The following is an 18,836-nucleotide window of genomic DNA, read 5'->3' as shown; positions in this document are numbered from 1 at the left end:
GCCCGTACCCGTGACCGGAGGTCCCGCCCATGACGAGCGAGCGCCCCGCCCCTCTGCGCATGCCCGACGCGCTCTTCGCCGAACTCGCCGCCGGAGGCGGCTCGGAGGCGGCCGTCGCCTTCCTGGAGCGGGCCGAGCGCGCCCGCCGGCTGCTGCTCCTGCGCACGCTGCTCGATCGCGCCGCGGACCTGCCCACGCCCGTGACGTCCGTCGCCGAGGCATGGCGGGTCGTCAAGGAGGCCGCAGCGCGGGTGCCCGAGCCGGTCGACCGGCTGCTGCTCGCTCCGGCCACCGGCGGCTGGCTCGCCCATGCACTGCGCCGGCTGCACGGCACGGCGTCGGGACCGCCGCTGTGGGCGGAGGCCGGCCACCTGGCCGCCCTCGCCGTCTCCGCGTCCCTGCTCGCCGGTACGGCGGCGGACCTCCGCGTCCCGCTCACCGACGGCCGTCTGCCGCTGCCCGGCCTCGGACTGGTCCGGCTCCCGGACCCGGCACCGGGGCTGACGGCCGGCCGTGCCGTCACCCGCGACGGCGAACTGACCCTGACCGCGGGCGGCGGGCCCGCGCTGACGATCCGCCCGGCGACAGCGGCCGTGGGCGAGCGGACCGGTGGGACACCGCGGGAGACCGGCTGGCTCCCGCTGCGCACCCTCACCCTCGACCGCCCGGCGGGCCCGGTCACCGTCCCCCTGGACGACCTCGATCCCTACCGCGACCTCGACGACCCGCTGCCGCCGGCCCGGCTGGAGGACGCCGAGGCCCGGGCCTGGCAGCGGCTGTTCGAGGAGGCCGCCGCGGTGCTCGACGCCTCCGGCGGGCCGGGCCCCGGCCGGATGGACGCGGCCCTGATCCGCTCCGTCGTCCCCTACGGCCGTACCGCCGCGACCCCGCCCGCGCCGCCCGCCGTCCGGGTGTCCGCCTCCAGCGGCGACTCCTACGGCGGCATGGTGATCTCCCGCCCGTCGTCCGCGGTGGCCCTCGCCGAGACCTTCGTCCACGAGTTCCAGCACAGCAAGCTGGCCGCCCTGCTGCACCTCTTCCCGCTGCTCGACGACGACCGGGAGGAGCGGTACTACGCCCCCTGGCGGGCCGACCCGCGCCATCTGACCGGCCTGCTGCACGGGGCGTACGCCTTCACCGGCGTCGCCGGCTTCTGGCGGGACCGGCTGGCCGGCGCCCGCGACGACCGGGCGGCCGACACCGCCGGCTACCACTTCGCCCTGCGCCGCCTGCAAAGCCGGTTCGTGGTGCGCACCCTGCTGACCAGCGGCCGCCTCACCGTCCAGGGCCGCGCCCTGGTCTCGGGCCTCGCGGCCACGCTGGACGGCTGGCTGCGCGAACCGGTCCCCCCGGCCGCCCTCGTCCGGGCCCGTACGGCGGCCCTGCTGCACCGCACGGAGTGGCGCCTGCGCAACGTGGCGGCGCCGGCCTCGCGCACGACGCCCCATCCCTTGCGCTTCCGCGCGGACCGCACCTTCTGGCCGGACCTGCGCACCCACGCCTTCGCCGCCGCGCCCACGGCTCCGCGCACCCCCGACGAACACCTGGCCGCCGGTGACCCGGCCACCGCCCTGACCGGGTACACCGAACTGCTTGCGGCCCGCCCGACGGAACCCCACACGCTGGCCGGCTGGATCGTCGCCCGGGCCGGCGCCCACCCGGGCCGCACCACCCGCCGCCTGCTCACCCACCCGGAACGACTCCAGCCCCAGCACACCGCGTGAGCGCCGCCCCCCGGCCGAAAGCCCCCCTCTCCCGGGGCGGGAGCGACGTTCTCCTCGAGACGGGGAGAAGAGAAACGTGCGAGTGACGGGTCAAGACGGGTACCGGTGGTCAGGATGGAGGCATGGGATTCCACGTCGACTCCGAGGCCGGGCGGCTGCGCCGCGTGATCCTGCACCGGCCGGACCTCGAGCTCAAAAGGCTCACGCCCAGCAACAAGACGACCCTCCTCTTCGACGACGTGCTCTGGGTGCGCCGGGCGCGCGCCGAGCACGACGGGTTCGCCGACGTACTGCGTGACCGCGGCGTCACCGTGCACCTCTTCGGCGACCTGCTGACCGAGACGCTGGAGATCCCAGCCGCCCGGTCGCTCGTCCTGCACCGCGTCTTCGACGAGAAGGAGTACGGCCCGCTGGCCACCGACCACCTGCGTGCCGCCTTCGAGACCCTTCCCGCGCGCGAGCTGGCCGAGGCGCTGGTCGGCGGGATGACCAAGCGCGAGTTCCTGCAGGAGCACGCCGAGCCGGTCTCCGTCCGCTTCCACGTCATGGAGCTGGACGACTTCCTGCTGGCCCCGCTGCCCAACCACCTCTTCACCCGCGACACCTCCGCCTGGATCTACGACGGTGTCTCCGTCAACGCCATGCGGTGGCCGGCCAGGCAGCGCGAGACCGTGCACTTCGAAGCGATCTACCGGCACCACCCCCTCTTCCGCGAGGAACCGTTCCGCCTGTGGTCCGAGGGGCAGGCCGACTACCCCTCCACCATCGAGGGCGGCGACGTGCTCGTCATCGGCAACGGCGCGGTGCTGATCGGCATGAGCGAGCGCACCACACCGCAGGCCGTGGAGATGCTCGCCCACAAGCTGTTCGCGGCCGGCTCGGCCCGTGCGATCGTGGCGCTGGACATGCCCAAGCGGCGCGCGTTCATGCACCTCGACACCGTGATGACCATGGTCGACGGCGACACGTTCACCCAGTACGCGGGCCTCGGCATGCTGCGCTCGTACACCATCGAGCCCGGTGCCGGCGAGAAGGAGCTGAAGGTCACCGACCATCCGCCGGAGCACATGCACCGCGCCATCGCCGCCGCGCTCGGGCTGAGCGAGATCCGTGTGCTGACCGCGACCCAGGACGTCCACGCCGCCGAACGCGAGCAGTGGGACGACGGCTGCAACGTGCTCGCCGTCGAGCCGGGCGTCGTCGTCGCCTACGAACGCAACTCCACCACCAACACCCATCTGCGCAAGCAGGGCATCGAGGTGATCGAGATCCCGGGCAGCGAGCTGGGCCGGGGGAGGGGAGGTCCGCGGTGCATGAGCTGTCCGGTGGAACGGGACGCCGTCTAGCCGGCTGCGGCTGCGGCTGCGGCTGCAGGTCGGGTCGGGCCGGCTGTATATAAATGTTGCCCGTCGTATAGACTTCCAATAGTCAGCCGTCCCCCGTCCCTCTGGAGCGCCCCCATGGCGACAGTCCCGACCGCCCTCGCCGGCCGCCACTTCCTCAAGGAGCTGGACTTCACCCCCGAGGAGTTCCGCGGTCTGGTCGAGCTGGCCGCCGAGCTGAAGGCCGCCAAGAAGGCCGGGACCGAGACGCAGCACCTGCGCGGCAAGAACATCGCGCTGATCTTCGAGAAGACCTCCACCCGCACCCGCTGCGCGTTCGAGGTCGCGGCCGCCGACCAGGGGGCCCACACCACCTACCTGGACCCGTCGGGCTCCCAGATCGGTCACAAGGAGTCCGTGCGGGACACCGCGCGGGTGCTGGGCCGGATGTTCGACGGCATCGAGTACCGCGGCGACAGCCAGGAGAAGGTCGAGGAGCTGGCCGCCTGCGCCGGTGTGCCGGTGTTCAACGGGCTCACCGACGACTGGCACCCCACCCAGATGCTCGCCGACGTGCTCACCATGACCGAGCACAGCGACAAGCCGCTCAGCCGGATCGCCTTCGCCTACCTGGGCGACGCCCGCTTCAACATGGGCAACTCCTACCTGGTCACCGGCGCCCTGCTCGGCATGGACGTGCGGATCGTCGCCCCGAAGTCCTACTGGCCCGCCCAGGAGATCGTCGACCGGGCGCTCGAGCTGGCCGAGTCGACCGGCGCCCGCGTCACCCTCACGGAGGCTCTCGAGGAGGGCGTGCGCGGCGCCGACTTCGTCGCCACCGACGTCTGGGTGTCCATGGGTGAGCCCAAGGAGGTCTGGGACGAGCGCATCACCGCCCTCGCCCCGTACGCCGTCACGATGGACGTGCTGCGCGCCACCGGCAACGCGGACGTGAAGTTCCTGCACTGCCTGCCGGCCTTCCACGACCTCGGCACCAAGGTCGGGCGCGAGATCTTCGAGACCCACGGCCTGGACTCGCTGGAGGTCACCGACGAGGTCTTCGAGTCGGCGCACTCCGTCGTCTTCGACGAGGCCGAGAACCGGCTGCACACCATCAAGGCCGTCCTCGTCGCCACCCTGGCCTGATCCCCGCTCCGAACCCGGCCTGACCACCAGGCCTTATGCTGTCCGGCGGCCCGGAGCCACCCCTTCCGCGGCCGTCGCGCGCCCCCACCCGGGCGCATCCGTCCCCAGAAACGAGCACCACCCGCATGCCCCGCATCAAGTCCCCCGCGCTCCTGGTCGCCGAATCCGGCGCCGACCGGGACGGCCACGGCCTGAAGCGCACGATGGGTCTGTCCCAGCTCATCTGCTTCGGCGTCGGCGCGATCGTCGGCACCGGCATCTTCGTCGGCCTCTCCGACTCCGTCGCCCAGGCCGGGCCCGCCGTCGTCGTCTCCTTCCTGCTCGCCGCGATCACCTGCGTCTTCACCGCCTTCTCCTTCGCCGAGCTGGGCGGCGCGATCCCGGTCTCCGGATCGTCGTACTCCTTCGCCTACGCAGGCCTCGGCGAGACCACCGCATTCCTGGTCGGCTGGTGTTTGCTCCTCGAATACGGCGTGTCCATCTCCGCCGTCGCCGTCGGCTGGAGCCAGTACGTCAACGAACTGCTGAACAGCCTCACCGGATGGCAGTTGCCCGCCGCCCTGTCCTCCGGTCCCGGCGACGGCGGGATCGTGAACCTCCCCGCCGTGATCGTCATCGCCCTGGCCTGCGTGCTGCTGGTGCGCGGGGTGCGCGAGAGCGCCCGCGCGACCGCCGCGATGGCCGCGGTCAAGCTCGCCATCCTGCTCGCGTTCTGCGCCGTCGGCTTCTACGCCTTCAAGGACGGCAACCTCACCCCGTTCGCACCGGCCGGCCTCGGCGGCATCGGCGCGGGCACCACGGCCGCGTTCTTCTCCTACATCGGCTTCGACGCGATCACCACGGCCGGCGAGGAGGCCAAGAACCCGCGCCGGGACATCCCCGTGGCCATCCTGGTCTGCATGGGCGTGGTGACCCTGCTGTACTGCGCGGTCGCCCTCGCCGCCACCGGCGCCGTCGGCGGCAAGGAGGTCGGCGGCCGCCCCGCCGCCCTGTCCTATGTCGTCAACCAGGTCACCGGCTCCACGGTCGGCGGCGGCATCATCGCCTTCGGCGCGGTCGTCGCCATCGCCTCGGTGACGCTCGCGGTCATGTACGGCCAGAGCCGCATCCTGATGTCGATGTCCCGGGACGGCCTGGTCCCGCGCGTCTTCGAGAAGGTCTCCCCGCGCACCTCCACCCCCGTCGCGGGCACCATGATCATCGCCATCGTCTTCGCGATCCCGGCGGCCTTCGCCTCGCTGGACGCGGTGGTGGATCTGTGCACCATCGGCACGCTCGCGATCATGGCCGTCGTCAACATCGCCGTCATCGCCCTGCGCCGCCGCGAGCCGGGCCTCGCCCGCACCTTCCGGGTCCCGCTCTACCCGGTGCTGCCGCTGCTCGGCGTCGGCTTCTGCCTGTACCTGATGTACGAGACGGGCTGGAGCGCCTGGCTCCAGTTCGCCGCCTTCCTGGCCGTCGGTTCGGGCGTGTACGCCGCCTACGGGCGCCGCAACTCGCGGCTCGTGCGGCACCGGGCCGCCGAGGTCACACCGGACGCCGCTGAGCGGGAACCGCTGGGAGTCTGAACCACACCGCCTTGCCGGACTCGGTGGGGCGGTGCCCGCACGACGAGCTGAGCGCGCGGATCAGCAGCAGCCCGCGCCCACCCTCCTGCCACGGATCCGGCATGGCGAGGGTGGGCCGGGTGAGATCGCCCGGCGGCGCCGGGTCCGGGTCGTGCACCTCGACCTGGCAGCCGGACGGCAGCAGCTCCACGACCAGCTCTATCGGCGAGCCCCCGGCGGTGTGCTCGACGGCGTTCGCGACCAGCTCCGCCGTCAGCAGCTCCGCGGTGTCGCTGTCCGCCCCGTGCTCCAGCTCGGCCAGTGCCGTGCGCACCAGGGCGCGCGCCACGGGCACGGCCGCGGCGGTGTGCGGCAGCGCGATCCGCCAGGAGGCGGACGAGGTGGGGGGTTCGTACACAGCGAGTCCGTTCATCAGCAGGCTGTCCTGCTTTCAACGTATGAAGGATACGGCGCCGCCCGTCCGGTTCCCCGGCCGGGCGCCGTCCGGAACCAGCGGCCCCGGCACCGGGCGACCTACCCGTCACCGCGCCCTGCCGAGCCCCACAGGTCTCCCTGTTACCGGCTCATCGAGGAGCCGTGACGTTCTTCGGCCAATGTGCCGGCCCTCGTATTGCGCCCTCGTGACGACAGTCACGGATCGGTGATAGCTTCGTGAGGTAGCCCTCAGTGAGGAGGCCGCCCGCATGAGTCCCTTCACCGGCTCCGCCGCCCGCACCCCCGCCTGGGAACACCTGCGGGTGGAGCTCGCCGACGGGGTCGCCACCGTCACCCTGGCCCGCCCGGACAAGCTCAACGCCCTCACCTTCGGCGCCTACGCCGACCTACGCGACCTGCTGGCCGAACTGTCCCGCGAGCGGTCCGTGCGGGCCCTGGTGCTGGCCGGCGAGGGCCGCGGCTTCTGCTCCGGCGGCGACGTCGACGAGATCATCGGCGCCACGCTGTCCATGGACACGGCCCAGCTGCTCGACTTCAACCGGATGACCGGCCAGGTCGTACGGGCGATCCGCGAGTGCCCGTTCCCGGTGATCGCCGCGGTGCACGGCGTGGCCGCCGGCGCCGGAGCGGTGCTGGCCCTGGCGGCGGACTTCCGGGTGGCCGACCCGTCGGCCCGGTTCGCCTTCCTCTTCACCCGCGTCGGCCTGTCCGGCGGCGACATGGGCGCGGCTTACCTGCTGCCCCGGGTCGTCGGCCTGGGCCACGCGACCCGCCTGCTCATGCTCGGCGAACCGGTCCGCGCCCTGGAGGCCGAGCGCATCGGCCTGATCAGCGAACTGACGGAGGACGGCCGAGCCGACGAGGCAGCCCGGACCCTCGCCCGCCGCCTGGCCGACGGCCCGGCCCTGGCGTACGCCCAGACGAAGGCCCTGCTGACGGCCGAGCTGGACATGCCACTGGCGGCCTCGATCGAGCTGGACGCCTCGACCCAGGCCCTGTTGATGAACGGCGAGGACTACGCGGAATTCCACGCGGCGTTCACGGAGAAGCGGCCACCGAAGTGGCAGGGGAGGTAGGGATGCTCTCGGCCAAGGGGACTGCCGCACCCTCAGGGGCGCGGGGCAGTGGCGATATGCGGCTTCGCCGCGGGGCGCGACCAGCCACGACGAACCCGCAGCCGCCGGAGAAGAACAGCCACCCCCGACGCATCGCGATCATCGGCGGCGGCCCCGGCGGCCTCTACGCGGCCGCGTTGCTGAAACGCCGGGACCCCACCCGAGACATCACCGTGTGGGAACGCAACGCCCCGCAGGACACCTTCGGCTTCGGCGTCGTCCTCTCCGACGAAACCCTCGGCGGCATCGAACACGCCGACCCCGTCGTCTACGAGGCTCTGCAGAAGGACTTCACCCGCTGGGACGACATCGACATCGTCCGCCGAGGCGTGAAGCACACCTCCGGCGGCCACGGATTCGCCGCCCTCGGCCGCAAACGCCTCCTGCAGATCCTGCACGACCGCTGCCGGGACCTCGGCGTCGAACTGCGCTTCCGCGAACAGGCTCCACAGGCGGACACCCTGGCGGCGACGTACGACCTGGTCATCGCAGCCGACGGAGTCCACAGCACCACCCGGGCGACCTACGCCGACACCTTCCGCCCCCGCATCACCTCGCACCGCTGCCGTTACATCTGGCTCGCCGCCGACTTCGCCTTCGACGCCTTCCGCTTCGAGATCGCCGAGACCGAGCACGGCGTGATGCAGCTGCACGGCTATCCCTACGCGGCCGACGCCTCGACGGTGATCGTCGAGATGCGCGAGGAGGTCTGGCGGGCCGCCGGGTTCGACGAGCTGACCGAGAGCGAGTCGATCGCCCGCTGCGCCAAGATCTTCGCGGATGCCCTCGGAGGCCGGCCGCTGCGCTCGAACAACTCCGCGTGGACCACCTTCCGCACGGTCGTCAACGACCGATGGTCGCACGGCAACGTCGTCCTGCTCGGCGACGCCGCCCATACCGCCCACTTCTCCATCGGCTCCGGCACCAAGCTCGCCGTCGAGGACGCGCTCGCGCTGGTCGCCTGCCTGGAGGAACAGCCCTCCCTCGACCGGGCCCTCGCGGCCTACGAGGAGGAGCGCAAACCGGTCGTCGCCTCCACGCAGCGCGCCGCCCGCGCCAGCCTGGAGTGGTTCGAGGACCTCGCGCGGTACCTCGACCAGCCGCCCCTGCAGTTCACGTTCAACCTGCTGACCCGCTCGCGCCGCGTCACCCACGACAACCTTCGCCTGCGCGACGCCCGCTTCACCGCGTCCGTGGAGCAGGAGTTCGGCTGCCCGCCCGGCACGCCGCCCATGTTCACGCCGTTCCGGCTGCGCGGTCTGACCCTGCGCAACCGGGTCGTCGTCTCCCCGATGGACATGTACTCGGCCGTCGACGGAATCCCCGGCGACTTCCACCTCGTCCACCTCGGCGCCCGGGCGCTCGGCGGCGCCGGCCTGGTGATGACCGAGATGGTCTGCGTCAGCCCCGAGGGCCGGATCACCCCGGGCTGCGCGGGCCTGTACGACAGCCGGCAGGCGGCGGCCTGGAAACGGATCGTGTCCTTCGTGCACGCGCAGTCGCCCGGTACGGCGATCGGTGTGCAGCTCGGTCACAGCGGGCGCAAGGGCTCGACGAAGCTCATGTGGGAGGGCATGGACGAGCCGCTGGCGGACGGCAACTGGCCGGTGCTGGCCCCCTCCCCGCTGCCGTACAAGCCGGGCAGCCAGGTGCCGCGCGAGCTGTCGCGCGCGCAACTGACCGACATCCGGCAGCAGTTCACCGCTGCCGCCGTGCGTGCCGCCCGGGCCGGTTTCGACCTGCTCGAACTGCACTGCGCGCACGGCTATCTGCTCTCCGGCTTCCTGTCCCCGCTGACCAACCGCCGCACGGACGCCTACGGGGGCAGCCTCACCAAGCGGCTGCGGTTCCCGCTGGAGGTCTTCGACGCCGTCCGCGAGGTGTGGCCGGCCGAACGGCCCCTGACCGTACGGATCTCCGCCACGGACTGGGCCGACGGCGGCACCACCGCCGAGGACGCCGTGGAGATCGCCCGGGCCTTCACCGCACACGGCGCCGACGCGATCGACGTGTCCACCGGGCAGGTCGTCGCCGAGGAACGGCCGGAGTTCGGGCGGTCGTACCAGACACCGTACGCGGACCGGATCCGGCAGGAGGTGGGCGTCCCGGTGATCGCGGTCGGCGCCATCTCCTCCTGGGACGACGTCAACTCCCTGATTCTCGCCGGACGTACCGACCTGTGCGCGCTGGCCCGCCCGCACCTGTACGACCCGCACTGGACCCTGCACGCGGCAGCCGAGCAGGGCTACACTGGCCCGGGCGCCGTCTGGCCCACCCCGTACCGCGCGGGCAGCCGCCGCCCGCAGACGGGCCGTACGGACGCGCCGAAGCCCCGCCTCGCCCTGGGCGGGGGCCGCTGAACCGGCCCGCGCCGGGCGGCTGCCGAGTCAGGCCGCAGGCCGGCCGGGGGTCACGCCCGCGAACTCGCCGCCCGCGTCGCGCAGACGCTCGTGCAGGGCGCGGAACACCGCCGCCGAGCGCACCCCCGGCCAGTTCGCGGGCAGCAGCCGCGCGGGCAGGCCGGGGTCGGCGTAGGGCAGGTGGCGCCAGGTGTCGAGGGCGAGGAGGTAGTCGCGGTAGGCCTCCTCCGGCGGGGTGCCGGCGCGCTGCTGCCAGGCGTGCAGCACGCGTTCGTGGCGGTCGAGGAACGCCTCGTGCTCCTTGGCGATGGCCGCCAGATCCCACCAGCGGGCCACCGCCTGAGCGGTCGGTGTGTAGCCGAGGTGCTCGCCGCGGAAGAAGTCGACGTAGCCGTCCAGGCGCAGCCGCTGAAGGGTGTGCCGGGTCTCCTCGTACAGCCGGGCCGGGGCGATCCACACGCCGGGCGCCGCCGTGCCGAAGCCGAGGCCGGCCAGCCGGGAGCGCAGCACGTGCCGCTTCTGCCGCTCCGACTCCGGCACCGAGAACACCGCCAGCACCCAGCCCTCGTCCTCCGGCGGAGCGGTGGCGTAGATACGGCGGTCGCCGTCCTCCAGCAGCTGCCGTGCCTCGGGGGAGAGCGCGTAACCGGCCGCGCCGTGCTCCGTGCGGGCGGGCAGCAGCAGCCCGCGCCGTTTGAGCCGGGACACCGAGGAGCGCACCGAGGGCGCGTCGACGCCGACCGCGGCCAGCAGCCGGATCAGTTCGGCCACGGGCACCGGGCCCGGGGCGAAGCGGCCGTAGGCGCCGTAGAGCGTGACGATCAGGGAACGGGGAGCGTGCTGGTCGGACACGTTGATCATTTTAGGTCGTCGGAATCGCTGCTGGTCACGTTCGCTCGCGCCTCACTCGTCCGCCCGCAGCCGGAACCGCTGCAGCTTGCCGGTCGCCGTGCGCGGCAGCGCGTCGAGGAACACGATCTCGCGCGGGCACTTGTACGGCGCCAGCTCGGACTTGACGTGCGCGCGCAGCGCCTCGGCGTCCTGGACCGCGGCCTCCTTCAGGACGACGTGGGCCACGACCACCTGTCCGCGGTCCTCGTCCGGTCGGCCCACGACCGCCGCCTCGACCACGTCGGGGTGGCGCAGCAGGGCGTCCTCCACCTCGGGCCCGGCGATGTTGTACCCGGCCGAGATGATCATGTCGTCGGCGCGGGCGACATAGCGGAAGTAGCCGTCGTCGTCGCGGACATAGGTGTCACCGGTGATGTTCCAGCCGCCGCGGACGTACTCGCGCTGACGCGGGTCGGCGAGGTAGCGGCAGCCGATCGGGCCGCGCACGGCGAGCAGCCCGGGCTCGCCGGCGGGCAGTTCACGGCCGTCGGCGTCCTGCACCCGCGCCTGCCATCCGGGTACCGGGACGCCGGTGGTGCCCGGCCGGGCGTCGTCGTCGGCGGCGGAGATGAAGATGTGCAGCAGCTCGGTGGCACCGATGCCGTTGATGATCCTCAGCCCGGTCTTCTCGCGCCAGGCGTGCCAGGTCGCGGCCGGCAGGTTCTCGCCGGCCGACACACAGCGGCGCAGCGACGAGACGTCGTGGCCGTCGAGTTCGGCGAGCATCGCCCGGTACGCGGTCGGCGCGGTGAACAGGACCGAGACGCGGTGCTCGGCGATCGCGGGCAGCAGCTGCGCCGGGTGCGCCTGTTCGAGCAGCAGCGCGGCGGCGCCCGCGCGCAGCGGGAAGACGACCAGACCGCCGAGGCCGAAGGTGAAGCCGAGCGGGGGAGAGCCGGTGAACACGTCGTCGGCGGTGGGTTTGAGGACGTGCCGCGAGAAGGTGTCGGCGATGGCGAGCACGTCACGGTGGACGTGCATGCACCCCTTCGGGCGGCCCGTGGTGCCGGAGGTGAAGGCGATCAGCGCCACGTCGTCGGCCGCGGTGTCCACGGCCACGTACGGCTCCTCGGGCGCGGGGCGGCGCAGCAGGTCGTCGGGGGAGTCGCCGCCGTAGGTGGTGATGGCGAGTCCGGGTATCTCGGCCTTGGCCAGGTCGTCGACGGCGCGGATGTCGCACAGCGCGTGCCGGACCTGGGCGATCTCACACATCGTGGCCAGCTCGTGCGGGCGCTGCTGGGCCAGCACGGTGACGGCGATCGCCCCCGCCTTCAGCACCGCGAGCCAGCACGCGGCCAGCCACGGGGTGGTGGGTCCGCGCAGCAGCACCCGGTTGCCGGGGACGACACCGAGGTCACGGGAGAGCAGGTGCGCGAGCCGGTCGACGCGGGCGCGCAGGTCGCCGTAGGTCCACAGGTCCCCGGTGGGGGTGCGGAAGGCGGGGCGGCCGTCCGGGGGGCCGGTCAGCAGGACGTCCGCGCAGTTCAGCCGTTCGGGGTAGCGCAGCTCCGGGAGGTCGAAGCGGAGCTCGGGCCATTGCTCGCGCGGCGGAAGGTGGTCGTGCGCGAAGGTGTCGAGGTGCGCCGAGGTGTTCATGGCGGTTCGCCCCCTTGCCGAGTCGGCCGTGGTGGTGGGCTCGCTTACCGGGCTCGCTTATCGGGAGCGTATCGCCTTGGTGACGACAGTCAACGGTACGCGATATCGTCGACGTGAGCCCGTGGGAGAGAGGACCGGCAATGCCCGCATTCTCGCTCGAACCGGAACAGACCGCCTGGTGTGCCGAGCTGCGCACCCTGGCCGCGCAACGGCTCCGCCCGCTCGCCGAGAAGGGCGAGCCCGGCCACGTCAACCGTGCCCTCGTCGCGGAACTGGGCCGGCTGGGCCTGCTGCGGCGCGTGTTCGCCTCCGGCGCGCTCGATCTGTGCCTGATGCGGGAGTCCCTGGCGTACGCCTGCACCGAGGCGGAGACCGCCCTCGCCCTGCAGGGCCTGGGCGCCCACCCCGTGCACGCCCACGGCACCGAGGCCCAGCGCACCCGCTGGCTCCCGGCGGTCACCGACGGCACGGCGATCGCGGCCTTCGCCCTGAGCGAGCCGGGAGCGGGCTCGGACGCGGGGGCGCTGGGGCTGGCGGCGGAACGGGAGGAGGATCGGCGGGGGTCGGAGGGCGACGACGCCGCGGTCGCCGAGGCCGACGGGCACGGTCGCTGGCGGCTCACCGGGGACAAGTGCTGGATCTCCAACGCTCCCGAGGCCGACTTCTACACCGTCTTCGCCCGGACGACCCCCGGCGCCGGCGCCCGCGGCGTCACCGCCTTCCTCGTCCCGGCCGACCGCCCGGGACTGACCGGCAGCCCCCTTCAGATGCTCTCCCCGCATCCGATCGGGGCCCTGCGTTTCGACGCCGTCCCCGTGACCGGTGACGACGTCCTCGGCGAGGTCGACCGCGGCTTCGCCGTCGCCATGGGCACCCTCAACCTCTTCCGCCCCAGCGTCGGCGCCTTCGCCGTCGGCATGGCCCGGGCCGCCCTGGACGCCACCGTCGCCCACACCGCCCGTCGCGGCGCCTTCGGCGGCACGCTGAGCGACCTGCAGGCCGTCTCCCACCAGGTGGCCGAGATGGCGCTGCGCACCGAGGCCGCCCGCCTGCTGGTGTACGCGGCGGCATCGGCGTACGACGAGAACGCCCCCGATGTGCCGGGGCGCGCGGCCATGGCGAAGCTGCTGGCCACCGAGACCGCGCAGTTCGTCGTCGACACGGCCGTCCAGCTGCACGGCGCCCGCGCGCTGCAGCGCGGGCACCTGCTGGAGCACCTCTACCGCGAGGTCCGCGCCCCGCGCATCTACGAGGGTGCCAGCGAGGTGCAGCGCTCCATCATCGCCAAGGAGTTGTACGCCCGTCAGGAGGCCACCGAGTGACCACCGAGCGCATCAACCCGCCCGGGATGTCCCCGCCCGCCGGCTTCTCCCACGCCGTCGTCGCCGGCGGCTCGCGCGTGGTCTTCCTGGCCGGGCAGACCGCGCTGGACGCCGACGGCAAGGTCACCGGCACGACGCTGCCCGAGCAGTTCGCGCGGGCGCTGGCCAATCTGCTGACCGCGCTGCACGCGGCGGGCGGCACCCCCGCCGACCTCGCCCGGGTCACCGTGTACGCCACGGACGTCGCCGCGTATCGCGCCCATGCCGCCGAACTCGGCCGCATCTGGCGGGAGTCGGCGGGCCGCGACTACCCGGCGATGGCGGTCGTCCAGGTCGTACGCCTGTGGGACGAGGAAGCGTTGGTCGAACTGGACGGTTTCGCCGTCCTGCCGTGAGGCGGGCGCCTGGCGGCCCGCCGTTGGTCTGTGCGGATACCGGTGCCTGCGGCGCCTGGGCCGATTTTTCGTCTGCGGCTTTCGTTGTGGCTGGTCGCGCAGTTCCCCGCGCCCCTTTTGTGCCTGCGGCGGCCCGTTGCGGTGCGTCGTGGCGTGCCTGGCGCCTTCGTCACGCGGCCATGGTGAGGTGTTGCGACGGGGCGCGGTGCGGGGCGACGGCGCGGCCGTCGGGGAGCAGCTCGCCGGTGTCGTCGAAGACGATCGTGCCGTCGCACAGCAGGGTCCAGCCCTGCTCGGGGTGGGCGGCCACGACGTGCGCGGGGCGGCTGTCGGCCGCGGGGCACGAGGAGCGGTGGGAACACATGGCGCACCTCCACGCGATGAGGCCGGTCGGGTGACCGTCCTACGGCTCGACCATGCGCCCGCCGGACGACGTTCGCCAAGGCCCGGCCGGCAAGCGTGACAGCCCTAGGACATACCGGGGACGGTCCCGCGACGCGCGGGGCGGGGCGGGGACGCGGACGGCAGGGGGACACCACCCGCGGGCGAGGAACGCACCACCGAAGGGGTGACGTTCACGCGCGCGTGTGCGCCGGGCCGGTACCAGTGGAAACCCCACCTCAGGAGGTTTCCCCATGACCCTGTCCCCGTCCGCCTTGCGCCGCCTGTCGCTGCGCACCGCCCTCGGTACGGCGGCCGCCGCGCTCGCCCTGCCGGCCGCGGCCCCCGCCGCACCGGCCGCGGCCGACCCCTACGAGACGATCACCGTCGACCCGGTCGGCCGTATCACCGCCGACGGCACCGTCACCCTGTCCGGCACCTACAGCTGCCTCGGCAGCTCCGGCCCGGTCTTCATCACAACCGCCGTCTCCCAGAACGCGCCGGCCAACGGCCCGTACGCCTCGACCGTGCGCCACGGCATCGGCGACACCCGTGCCGTGTGCGACGGCGCCGAGCACACCTGGCAGAACACCGGCAAGGTCGCCATCGACGCCCTGCGCCCCGGCGCGGCCCACGTCGAGGCCACCGTGCTGGAGCTGCGCCCCCAGGGCGGTCTCCCGCTGTCCCACTTCCACGCGGCCCGCCAGCAGGACATCACCCTGACGCAGGTCTGACTCCCCCTCACCGATCCCTGCCGAGTGCCGGAATCATTTGCGGTACTCCGCATGCGTCCTGCCGGCCGAGCGGCAGCCGGCGCCGCACGGTCGCGTCAGTCGGCGTACAGGCCGTAACCGCCGTGGCCGATGTACACGCTGTCGGCGACGGCACGCTCGCCGGTGGCGTCCGACGGCCGGTTGCGCACGGTCTGTTCGACGACGAGCGTGGTGGAACCGCCGCCGTCGAGGTTGAGCCCGTCCACGGCGCCCAGGTCGAGCAGGATGCGGGCCAGTTCGTCGAGGGTCACGCCGTTGCGGGTGCTCTTCCCGGTCACCGCGACGAACAGGGTGCGGCCATAGCCGTCGACCGCGGTGCGCGGGTCGACCTTGACGTTGGACCCCGCGTAGGCGTACTCGCCATCCTGCACCAGGGGATAGTGACCGTTCACGATGTCGACCGAGGTGTCCAGCACGATGTCGTCGCCGAACCGCTCGTCCCTGACGCTCTCCTGCAGCGTCAGCTCGGTGCCGGCGGCGGCATGCGCGCGCAGCCAGTCGGCGCCGGTGCCGATGCCCTGGAGCACCCGGCCGCCCGTCGGCACCTTCGTGCCGCCGCGGCCGCTCGGGTTCAGGGTCACCACCCTGCCTGATCCGTCGAGGACCGCCTCCGCGCCCGGGTCATCGTCCTCGGTGAGGCCGGCGTCCCCGTCGGGCGCGGGGGTGGGCGCCCCGTATTCCGGTGTGAACTCCACGATCTCCGAGGAGTCCGTGAAGAGACCCTCGCCGATCGACCGGTCCGCGGCGGCACCGGCTCCCTGGGAGCACCCCGGCATCCAGCCGGGGTGCCGGTTGACGCCGTCCAGCGGCATCGGGGTGCTTCCCGGTGCGGTCACCGTCAGATGCGTGGTGAACTGCGAGAAGTACGGACGCCCGTGCTGGATGAGGACGGCTTCCGCGCGGTCCGGCACCGCGCAGGACGCGCTCTGCACCCGGCCCTTCTGGACCGAGATGCCCTGGAAGGCCAGCCCCCCGGTGGTGGACCACCAGAAACCGCCGTTGATGCCCGCGTGCGGCCACCGCGACGTGAACGGTGTCGTGGACTTCAGCATGTCGGTGGTCTTCTCGGCCATGGCCCCCGCGGTGCCCGTCGTGCTCTCGACGGTCAGCGCGGCGAGATCCGGGTCCGTGCGCAGCACCTGGACGATCCGGTCGTCGCTCGGGTTGTCGTACGTCAGCAGGGTCAGCCCGGGCCCGACCGGGTCGATGCCCCGCGTGTATCCCGGACTGGTGATCAGGGAGCTCGGCGTCGTCTCATCGGCGTCGGCGACGGAGGCCGGCAGCAGTGCGGTGGCCAGCAGGCCGGCGGCCACGGGCAGAACGGCTCGGCGTCGCAGCACGGCTCTCACAAGGGTCGGTCTCATGGTCAGCACTCCGACGTTCCGGTGACGAACTTGTGCGAGCCGAAGGTGCCTGCGTAGGGCGCCGGAACGGTGGTGCTCGAGCCGCTCAGCACCACGTACGCCTTGTAGGCGCGACCGTCCGCCGTCCAGCTGCCCTTGTAGCCGGGCGTGTCGTAGAAGCAGAGGTGCCGGTCGGTGCGGTTCCAGACGGAGACCACGCGGTTGTCCCAGGTTGGCCCGTAGTCGGGGTTGTCCGCCGTCGAGACGGTGCCGACCCCGCGGCCGCTCGGCTCCTGGAACAGGCACAGCGTGTGGTCGGGGCAGCGCTCGAAGCCGGTCCAGCAGCCCGCCTTGGACTTCGCCAGCTTGTGCGAACTCACCTTGCCGGTGAGGTCGGCAGTGGTGCGGGACAGGTCGGTGTGGACGCCGGGCTTGATCGCTTGCATGACGCCGCCGTAGGACGTCCCGTCGTAGAGGCAGGCCCAGTAGGCGGTGTTGTTCCACACGGAGACCGCGACGTTGTCGTGGGCGGTGTCGTAGGTCTGGGTGGCATCGGCCGGTCCGGTGGCCCACGGGGTTCCCGCGCCGCCGGCCTCGGTGTAGAGGCACAGCTGCCCGGCGGCGCATCCTTGCCAGCTGTCGGCCTTGGCGGGCAGGGCCAGGTAGGTGGCGAAGGCCCCTAGCACGGCGAGCAGCGCGGCAAGAACCGCGCTGCGTGTCGAAAGTTTGTTCACCTCACGATTGTGTCAGGTGCACATCCAGTTCACCTGCGGTTCCGGGTACGGACACCGATGCCCCGGCTCGTCCAGTCCGCCGGGGCATCGGGTGCGCGGTGAACCGGGCTCAGTAGTCGATGCGGTCGGCCTTCGCCAGCCACGCGTCGAACGGGGCCGTGCGGTTCGGCAGGTCCAGGTGCTCCACCTGCGTCGGCCACATCGACTGGGGCTGCTTCTCGAACAGGTCGTAGAACTTCCGGTCGTCGAAGCCGGCCACCGCGGCATCGTGCCGGTCGGCGCAGTAGACGATCCCGTCGACTCGCGCCCACAGGGCGGAGGAGAGGCACATCGGGCACGGCTCGCACGAGGTGATCAGGAGGCAGCCCTCGAGCGAGAAGTTGCCCAGCTCCTTGCAGGCGGCGCGCATGGCGCTCACCTCGGCGTGAGCCGTCGGGTCAAGAGACGCGGTGACCTGGTTGTTCCCGAGCGCGACGATCTCGCCGTCCTTGGCGACCAGTGCGCCGAACGGGCCGCCGCCGTTCGCCACGCTGTTGGTGGCCAGGCTGATCGCCTCTTCCATCCAGACTCGCTTGAGGTCCTGGATGCTCGTTTCCTGAATGTGCGCGGTCACGGCGACTCCTTTTCGGATGCGGTGGGAACAGATGGGGCAGACCGAAATGACCATCGCATTGCGGGTGCCGATCGGATCTACGACGCGTTGCAACTCGTGTCAGGAGTACACCGTCAAACGAGGGGTGGCAGCTAGGGGTGGAAGGCACGAAGACCCCGCAGGTTGAGACGGGGTCTTCGTAGAGTCCTACAAGCCCCCGGCGCCCTGAACCCACCGTCCGTGTGGCTGTTGGTCCAGGTGACGTCAGGTGCGGTGAAAGCCGAAAGGAGCCACTTGGTGGCTCCTCGTACGGGCAGATGGGACCGCGCTCAGCGGCGTTCTTTCTCGAACGTCAGGAGGAGGTCGGCCGCGACGCTCACCGCGATCGTGGCGGGCTCCTTGCCCGTGATCTCGGGCAGTCCGATCGGCGTCTTGATCCGGTCGATCGTGGCGTCGTCGTGACCGCCCTCGGTGGACAGACGGTGCCGGAACCGCGCCCATTTGGCGGACGAGCCGATCAGCCCGATCGAGCCGAGACCCTCGGTGCGCAGGGCCGCGTCGGCCAGCGCCGCGTCCTCGGCGTGGTCGTGCGTCATGATCAGGACGTGGGTGCCGGGTGCCAGCTCCGCCAGCACCTCCTCCGGGAGCAGCGGTACGTGGTGCACATGGACCTGCGCCACCGCGTCCGCGAGCACACCGAGCCGTTCGTCGGCGAGCATGTCCGAGCGGGTGTCGGTCAGGTGCAGATCCAGGTCGTGGCGGGCCAGGATGCGGGCCAGTTCCAGCCCCACGTGCCCGATGCCGAAGATCGCCACCGCCGGCACCACCGGGAGCGGTTCGAGCAGGACGGAGACGGCTCCGCCACAGCACTGCACGCCGTGCCGGTTGGTGACCTTGTCGTTGAGGGCGAAATCCATCAGCTCCGGCTCCGCGTCGGGCCCGCCGATCAGCTCGCGGGCCCGGTCGATCGCGACCGCCTCGATGTTGCCGCCGCCGATGGAACCCCAGGTCTCGGAGCGTCCCACGACGAGTTTGGCGCCGGCCTTGCGTGGTGCGTGACCGCGCACGGTCGCGACGGTCACGAGCACACCGGGTTCCCGGTGGGCTCGCAACCGCGCGACCGCGGCCACCCAGGTCAT

17 protein-coding genes are annotated in these 18,836 nt (G+C 72.4%); 9 read left to right on the top strand and 8 right to left on the bottom strand.

The genetic code is table 11. From position 1 onward, the window contains the following. The first annotated feature begins 29 nt into the window (after positions 1–29). From ACF1GV_RS32060 to ACF1GV_RS32045, 4 genes are all read left to right on the top strand, one after another. Complete coding sequence (locus tag ACF1GV_RS32060; protein ID WP_391687705.1) at positions 30–1,724, top strand: HEXXH motif domain-containing protein; 1,695 nt, start codon at positions 30–32, stop codon at positions 1,722–1,724. Between the two features lie 122 nt (positions 1,725–1,846). Then, on the top strand, positions 1,847–3,070 hold the full coding sequence (locus ACF1GV_RS32055; protein WP_391687702.1) for an arginine deiminase: 1,224 nt from the start codon (positions 1,847–1,849) through the stop codon (positions 3,068–3,070). A 114-nt stretch (positions 3,071–3,184) separates the two neighbouring features. Continuing rightward, complete coding sequence (argF, locus tag ACF1GV_RS32050; protein ID WP_391687699.1) at positions 3,185–4,192, top strand: ornithine carbamoyltransferase; 1,008 nt, start codon at positions 3,185–3,187, stop codon at positions 4,190–4,192. Between the two features lie 125 nt (positions 4,193–4,317). Beyond that, entirely contained in the window at positions 4,318–5,760 is a 1,443-nt protein-coding gene (locus ACF1GV_RS32045; RefSeq protein ID WP_391687696.1) for an amino acid permease, read from the top strand. On the opposite strand, the gene ACF1GV_RS32040 is transcribed toward ACF1GV_RS32045, so the two are convergent. Beyond that, positions 5,720–6,172: an ATP-binding protein gene (locus tag ACF1GV_RS32040; protein ID WP_391687693.1), complete on the bottom strand. Its 453-nt coding sequence runs from the start codon at positions 6,170–6,172 to the stop codon at positions 5,720–5,722. The two genes, ACF1GV_RS32045 and ACF1GV_RS32040, sit on opposite strands and share 41 nt — an antisense overlap. A 271-nt stretch (positions 6,173–6,443) precedes the next feature. Here ACF1GV_RS32040 and ACF1GV_RS32035 point away from each other — a divergent pair, with 271 nt between their 5' ends. Next, positions 6,444–7,271 carry an enoyl-CoA hydratase family protein gene (locus tag ACF1GV_RS32035; RefSeq protein ID WP_391687690.1) on the top strand — a complete coding sequence of 276 codons (828 nt, stop codon included), beginning with the start codon at positions 6,444–6,446 and terminating at the stop codon, positions 7,269–7,271. 56 nt (positions 7,272–7,327) lie between these two features. After that, the gene (locus ACF1GV_RS32030; RefSeq protein WP_391687687.1) at positions 7,328–9,670 is read left to right on the top strand and encodes a bifunctional salicylyl-CoA 5-hydroxylase/oxidoreductase; all 2,343 of its coding nucleotides are present in this window, start codon (positions 7,328–7,330) and stop codon (positions 9,668–9,670) included. A 27-nt stretch (positions 9,671–9,697) separates the two neighbouring features. Here ACF1GV_RS32030 and ACF1GV_RS32025 read toward each other — a convergent pair whose 3' ends face one another. Further along, positions 9,698–10,531, bottom strand: a complete 834-nt coding sequence (locus tag ACF1GV_RS32025) for a PaaX family transcriptional regulator C-terminal domain-containing protein (protein WP_391687684.1) — start codon at positions 10,529–10,531, stop codon at positions 9,698–9,700. Between the two features lie 42 nt (positions 10,532–10,573). Next, the gene (locus ACF1GV_RS32020) at positions 10,574–12,157 is read right to left on the bottom strand and encodes an AMP-binding protein (protein WP_391687681.1); all 1,584 of its coding nucleotides are present in this window, start codon (positions 12,155–12,157) and stop codon (positions 10,574–10,576) included. Positions 12,158–12,297: 140 nt separating this feature from the next. Here ACF1GV_RS32020 and ACF1GV_RS32015 point away from each other — a divergent pair, with 140 nt between their 5' ends. After that, positions 12,298–13,479, top strand: a complete 1,182-nt coding sequence (locus tag ACF1GV_RS32015; protein ID WP_391687678.1) for an acyl-CoA dehydrogenase family protein — start codon at positions 12,298–12,300, stop codon at positions 13,477–13,479. After that, positions 13,476–13,874, top strand: a complete 399-nt coding sequence (locus ACF1GV_RS32010) for a RidA family protein (RefSeq protein WP_391687675.1) — start codon at positions 13,476–13,478, stop codon at positions 13,872–13,874. Before ACF1GV_RS32015 ends, ACF1GV_RS32010 begins: the two co-directional genes overlap by 4 nt. Positions 13,875–14,043: 169 nt before the next feature. On the opposite strand, the gene ACF1GV_RS32005 is transcribed toward ACF1GV_RS32010, so the two are convergent. Then, a complete protein-coding gene (locus ACF1GV_RS32005) occupies positions 14,044–14,238 on the bottom strand; it encodes a DUF5999 family protein (protein ID WP_391687672.1) in 195 nt (64 codons plus the stop codon). A gap of 301 nt (positions 14,239–14,539) precedes the next feature. On the opposite strand from ACF1GV_RS32005, the gene ACF1GV_RS32000 reads away from it, so the two are divergent. After that, a complete protein-coding gene (locus tag ACF1GV_RS32000; RefSeq protein ID WP_391688027.1) occupies positions 14,540–14,989 on the top strand; it encodes a DUF6299 family protein in 450 nt (149 codons plus the stop codon). A 95-nt stretch (positions 14,990–15,084) separates the two neighbouring features. On the opposite strand, the gene ACF1GV_RS31995 is transcribed toward ACF1GV_RS32000, so the two are convergent. From ACF1GV_RS31995 to xdhC, 4 genes are all read right to left on the bottom strand, one after another. Further along, on the bottom strand, positions 15,085–16,392 hold the full coding sequence (locus ACF1GV_RS31995; protein ID WP_391687669.1) for a phosphodiester glycosidase family protein: 1,308 nt from the start codon (positions 16,390–16,392) through the stop codon (positions 15,085–15,087). A 2-nt stretch (positions 16,393–16,394) separates the two neighbouring features. Further along, entirely contained in the window at positions 16,395–17,105 is a 711-nt protein-coding gene (locus tag ACF1GV_RS31990) for a peptidase inhibitor family I36 protein (RefSeq protein WP_391687666.1), read from the bottom strand. 109 nt (positions 17,106–17,214) lie between these two features. After that, a complete protein-coding gene (locus tag ACF1GV_RS31985; protein ID WP_391688025.1) occupies positions 17,215–17,667 on the bottom strand; it encodes a nucleoside deaminase in 453 nt (150 codons plus the stop codon). Between the two features lie 359 nt (positions 17,668–18,026). Continuing rightward, complete coding sequence (gene xdhC / locus ACF1GV_RS31980; protein WP_391688022.1) at positions 18,027–18,836, bottom strand: xanthine dehydrogenase accessory protein XdhC; 810 nt, start codon at positions 18,834–18,836, stop codon at positions 18,027–18,029.

It is taken from the genome of Streptomyces sp. NPDC014006, from assembly GCF_043088925.1.
Lineage (GTDB): Bacteria > Actinomycetota > Actinomycetes > Streptomycetales > Streptomycetaceae > Streptomyces.
This window is presented reverse-complemented; position numbering and strand designations above follow the sequence as displayed.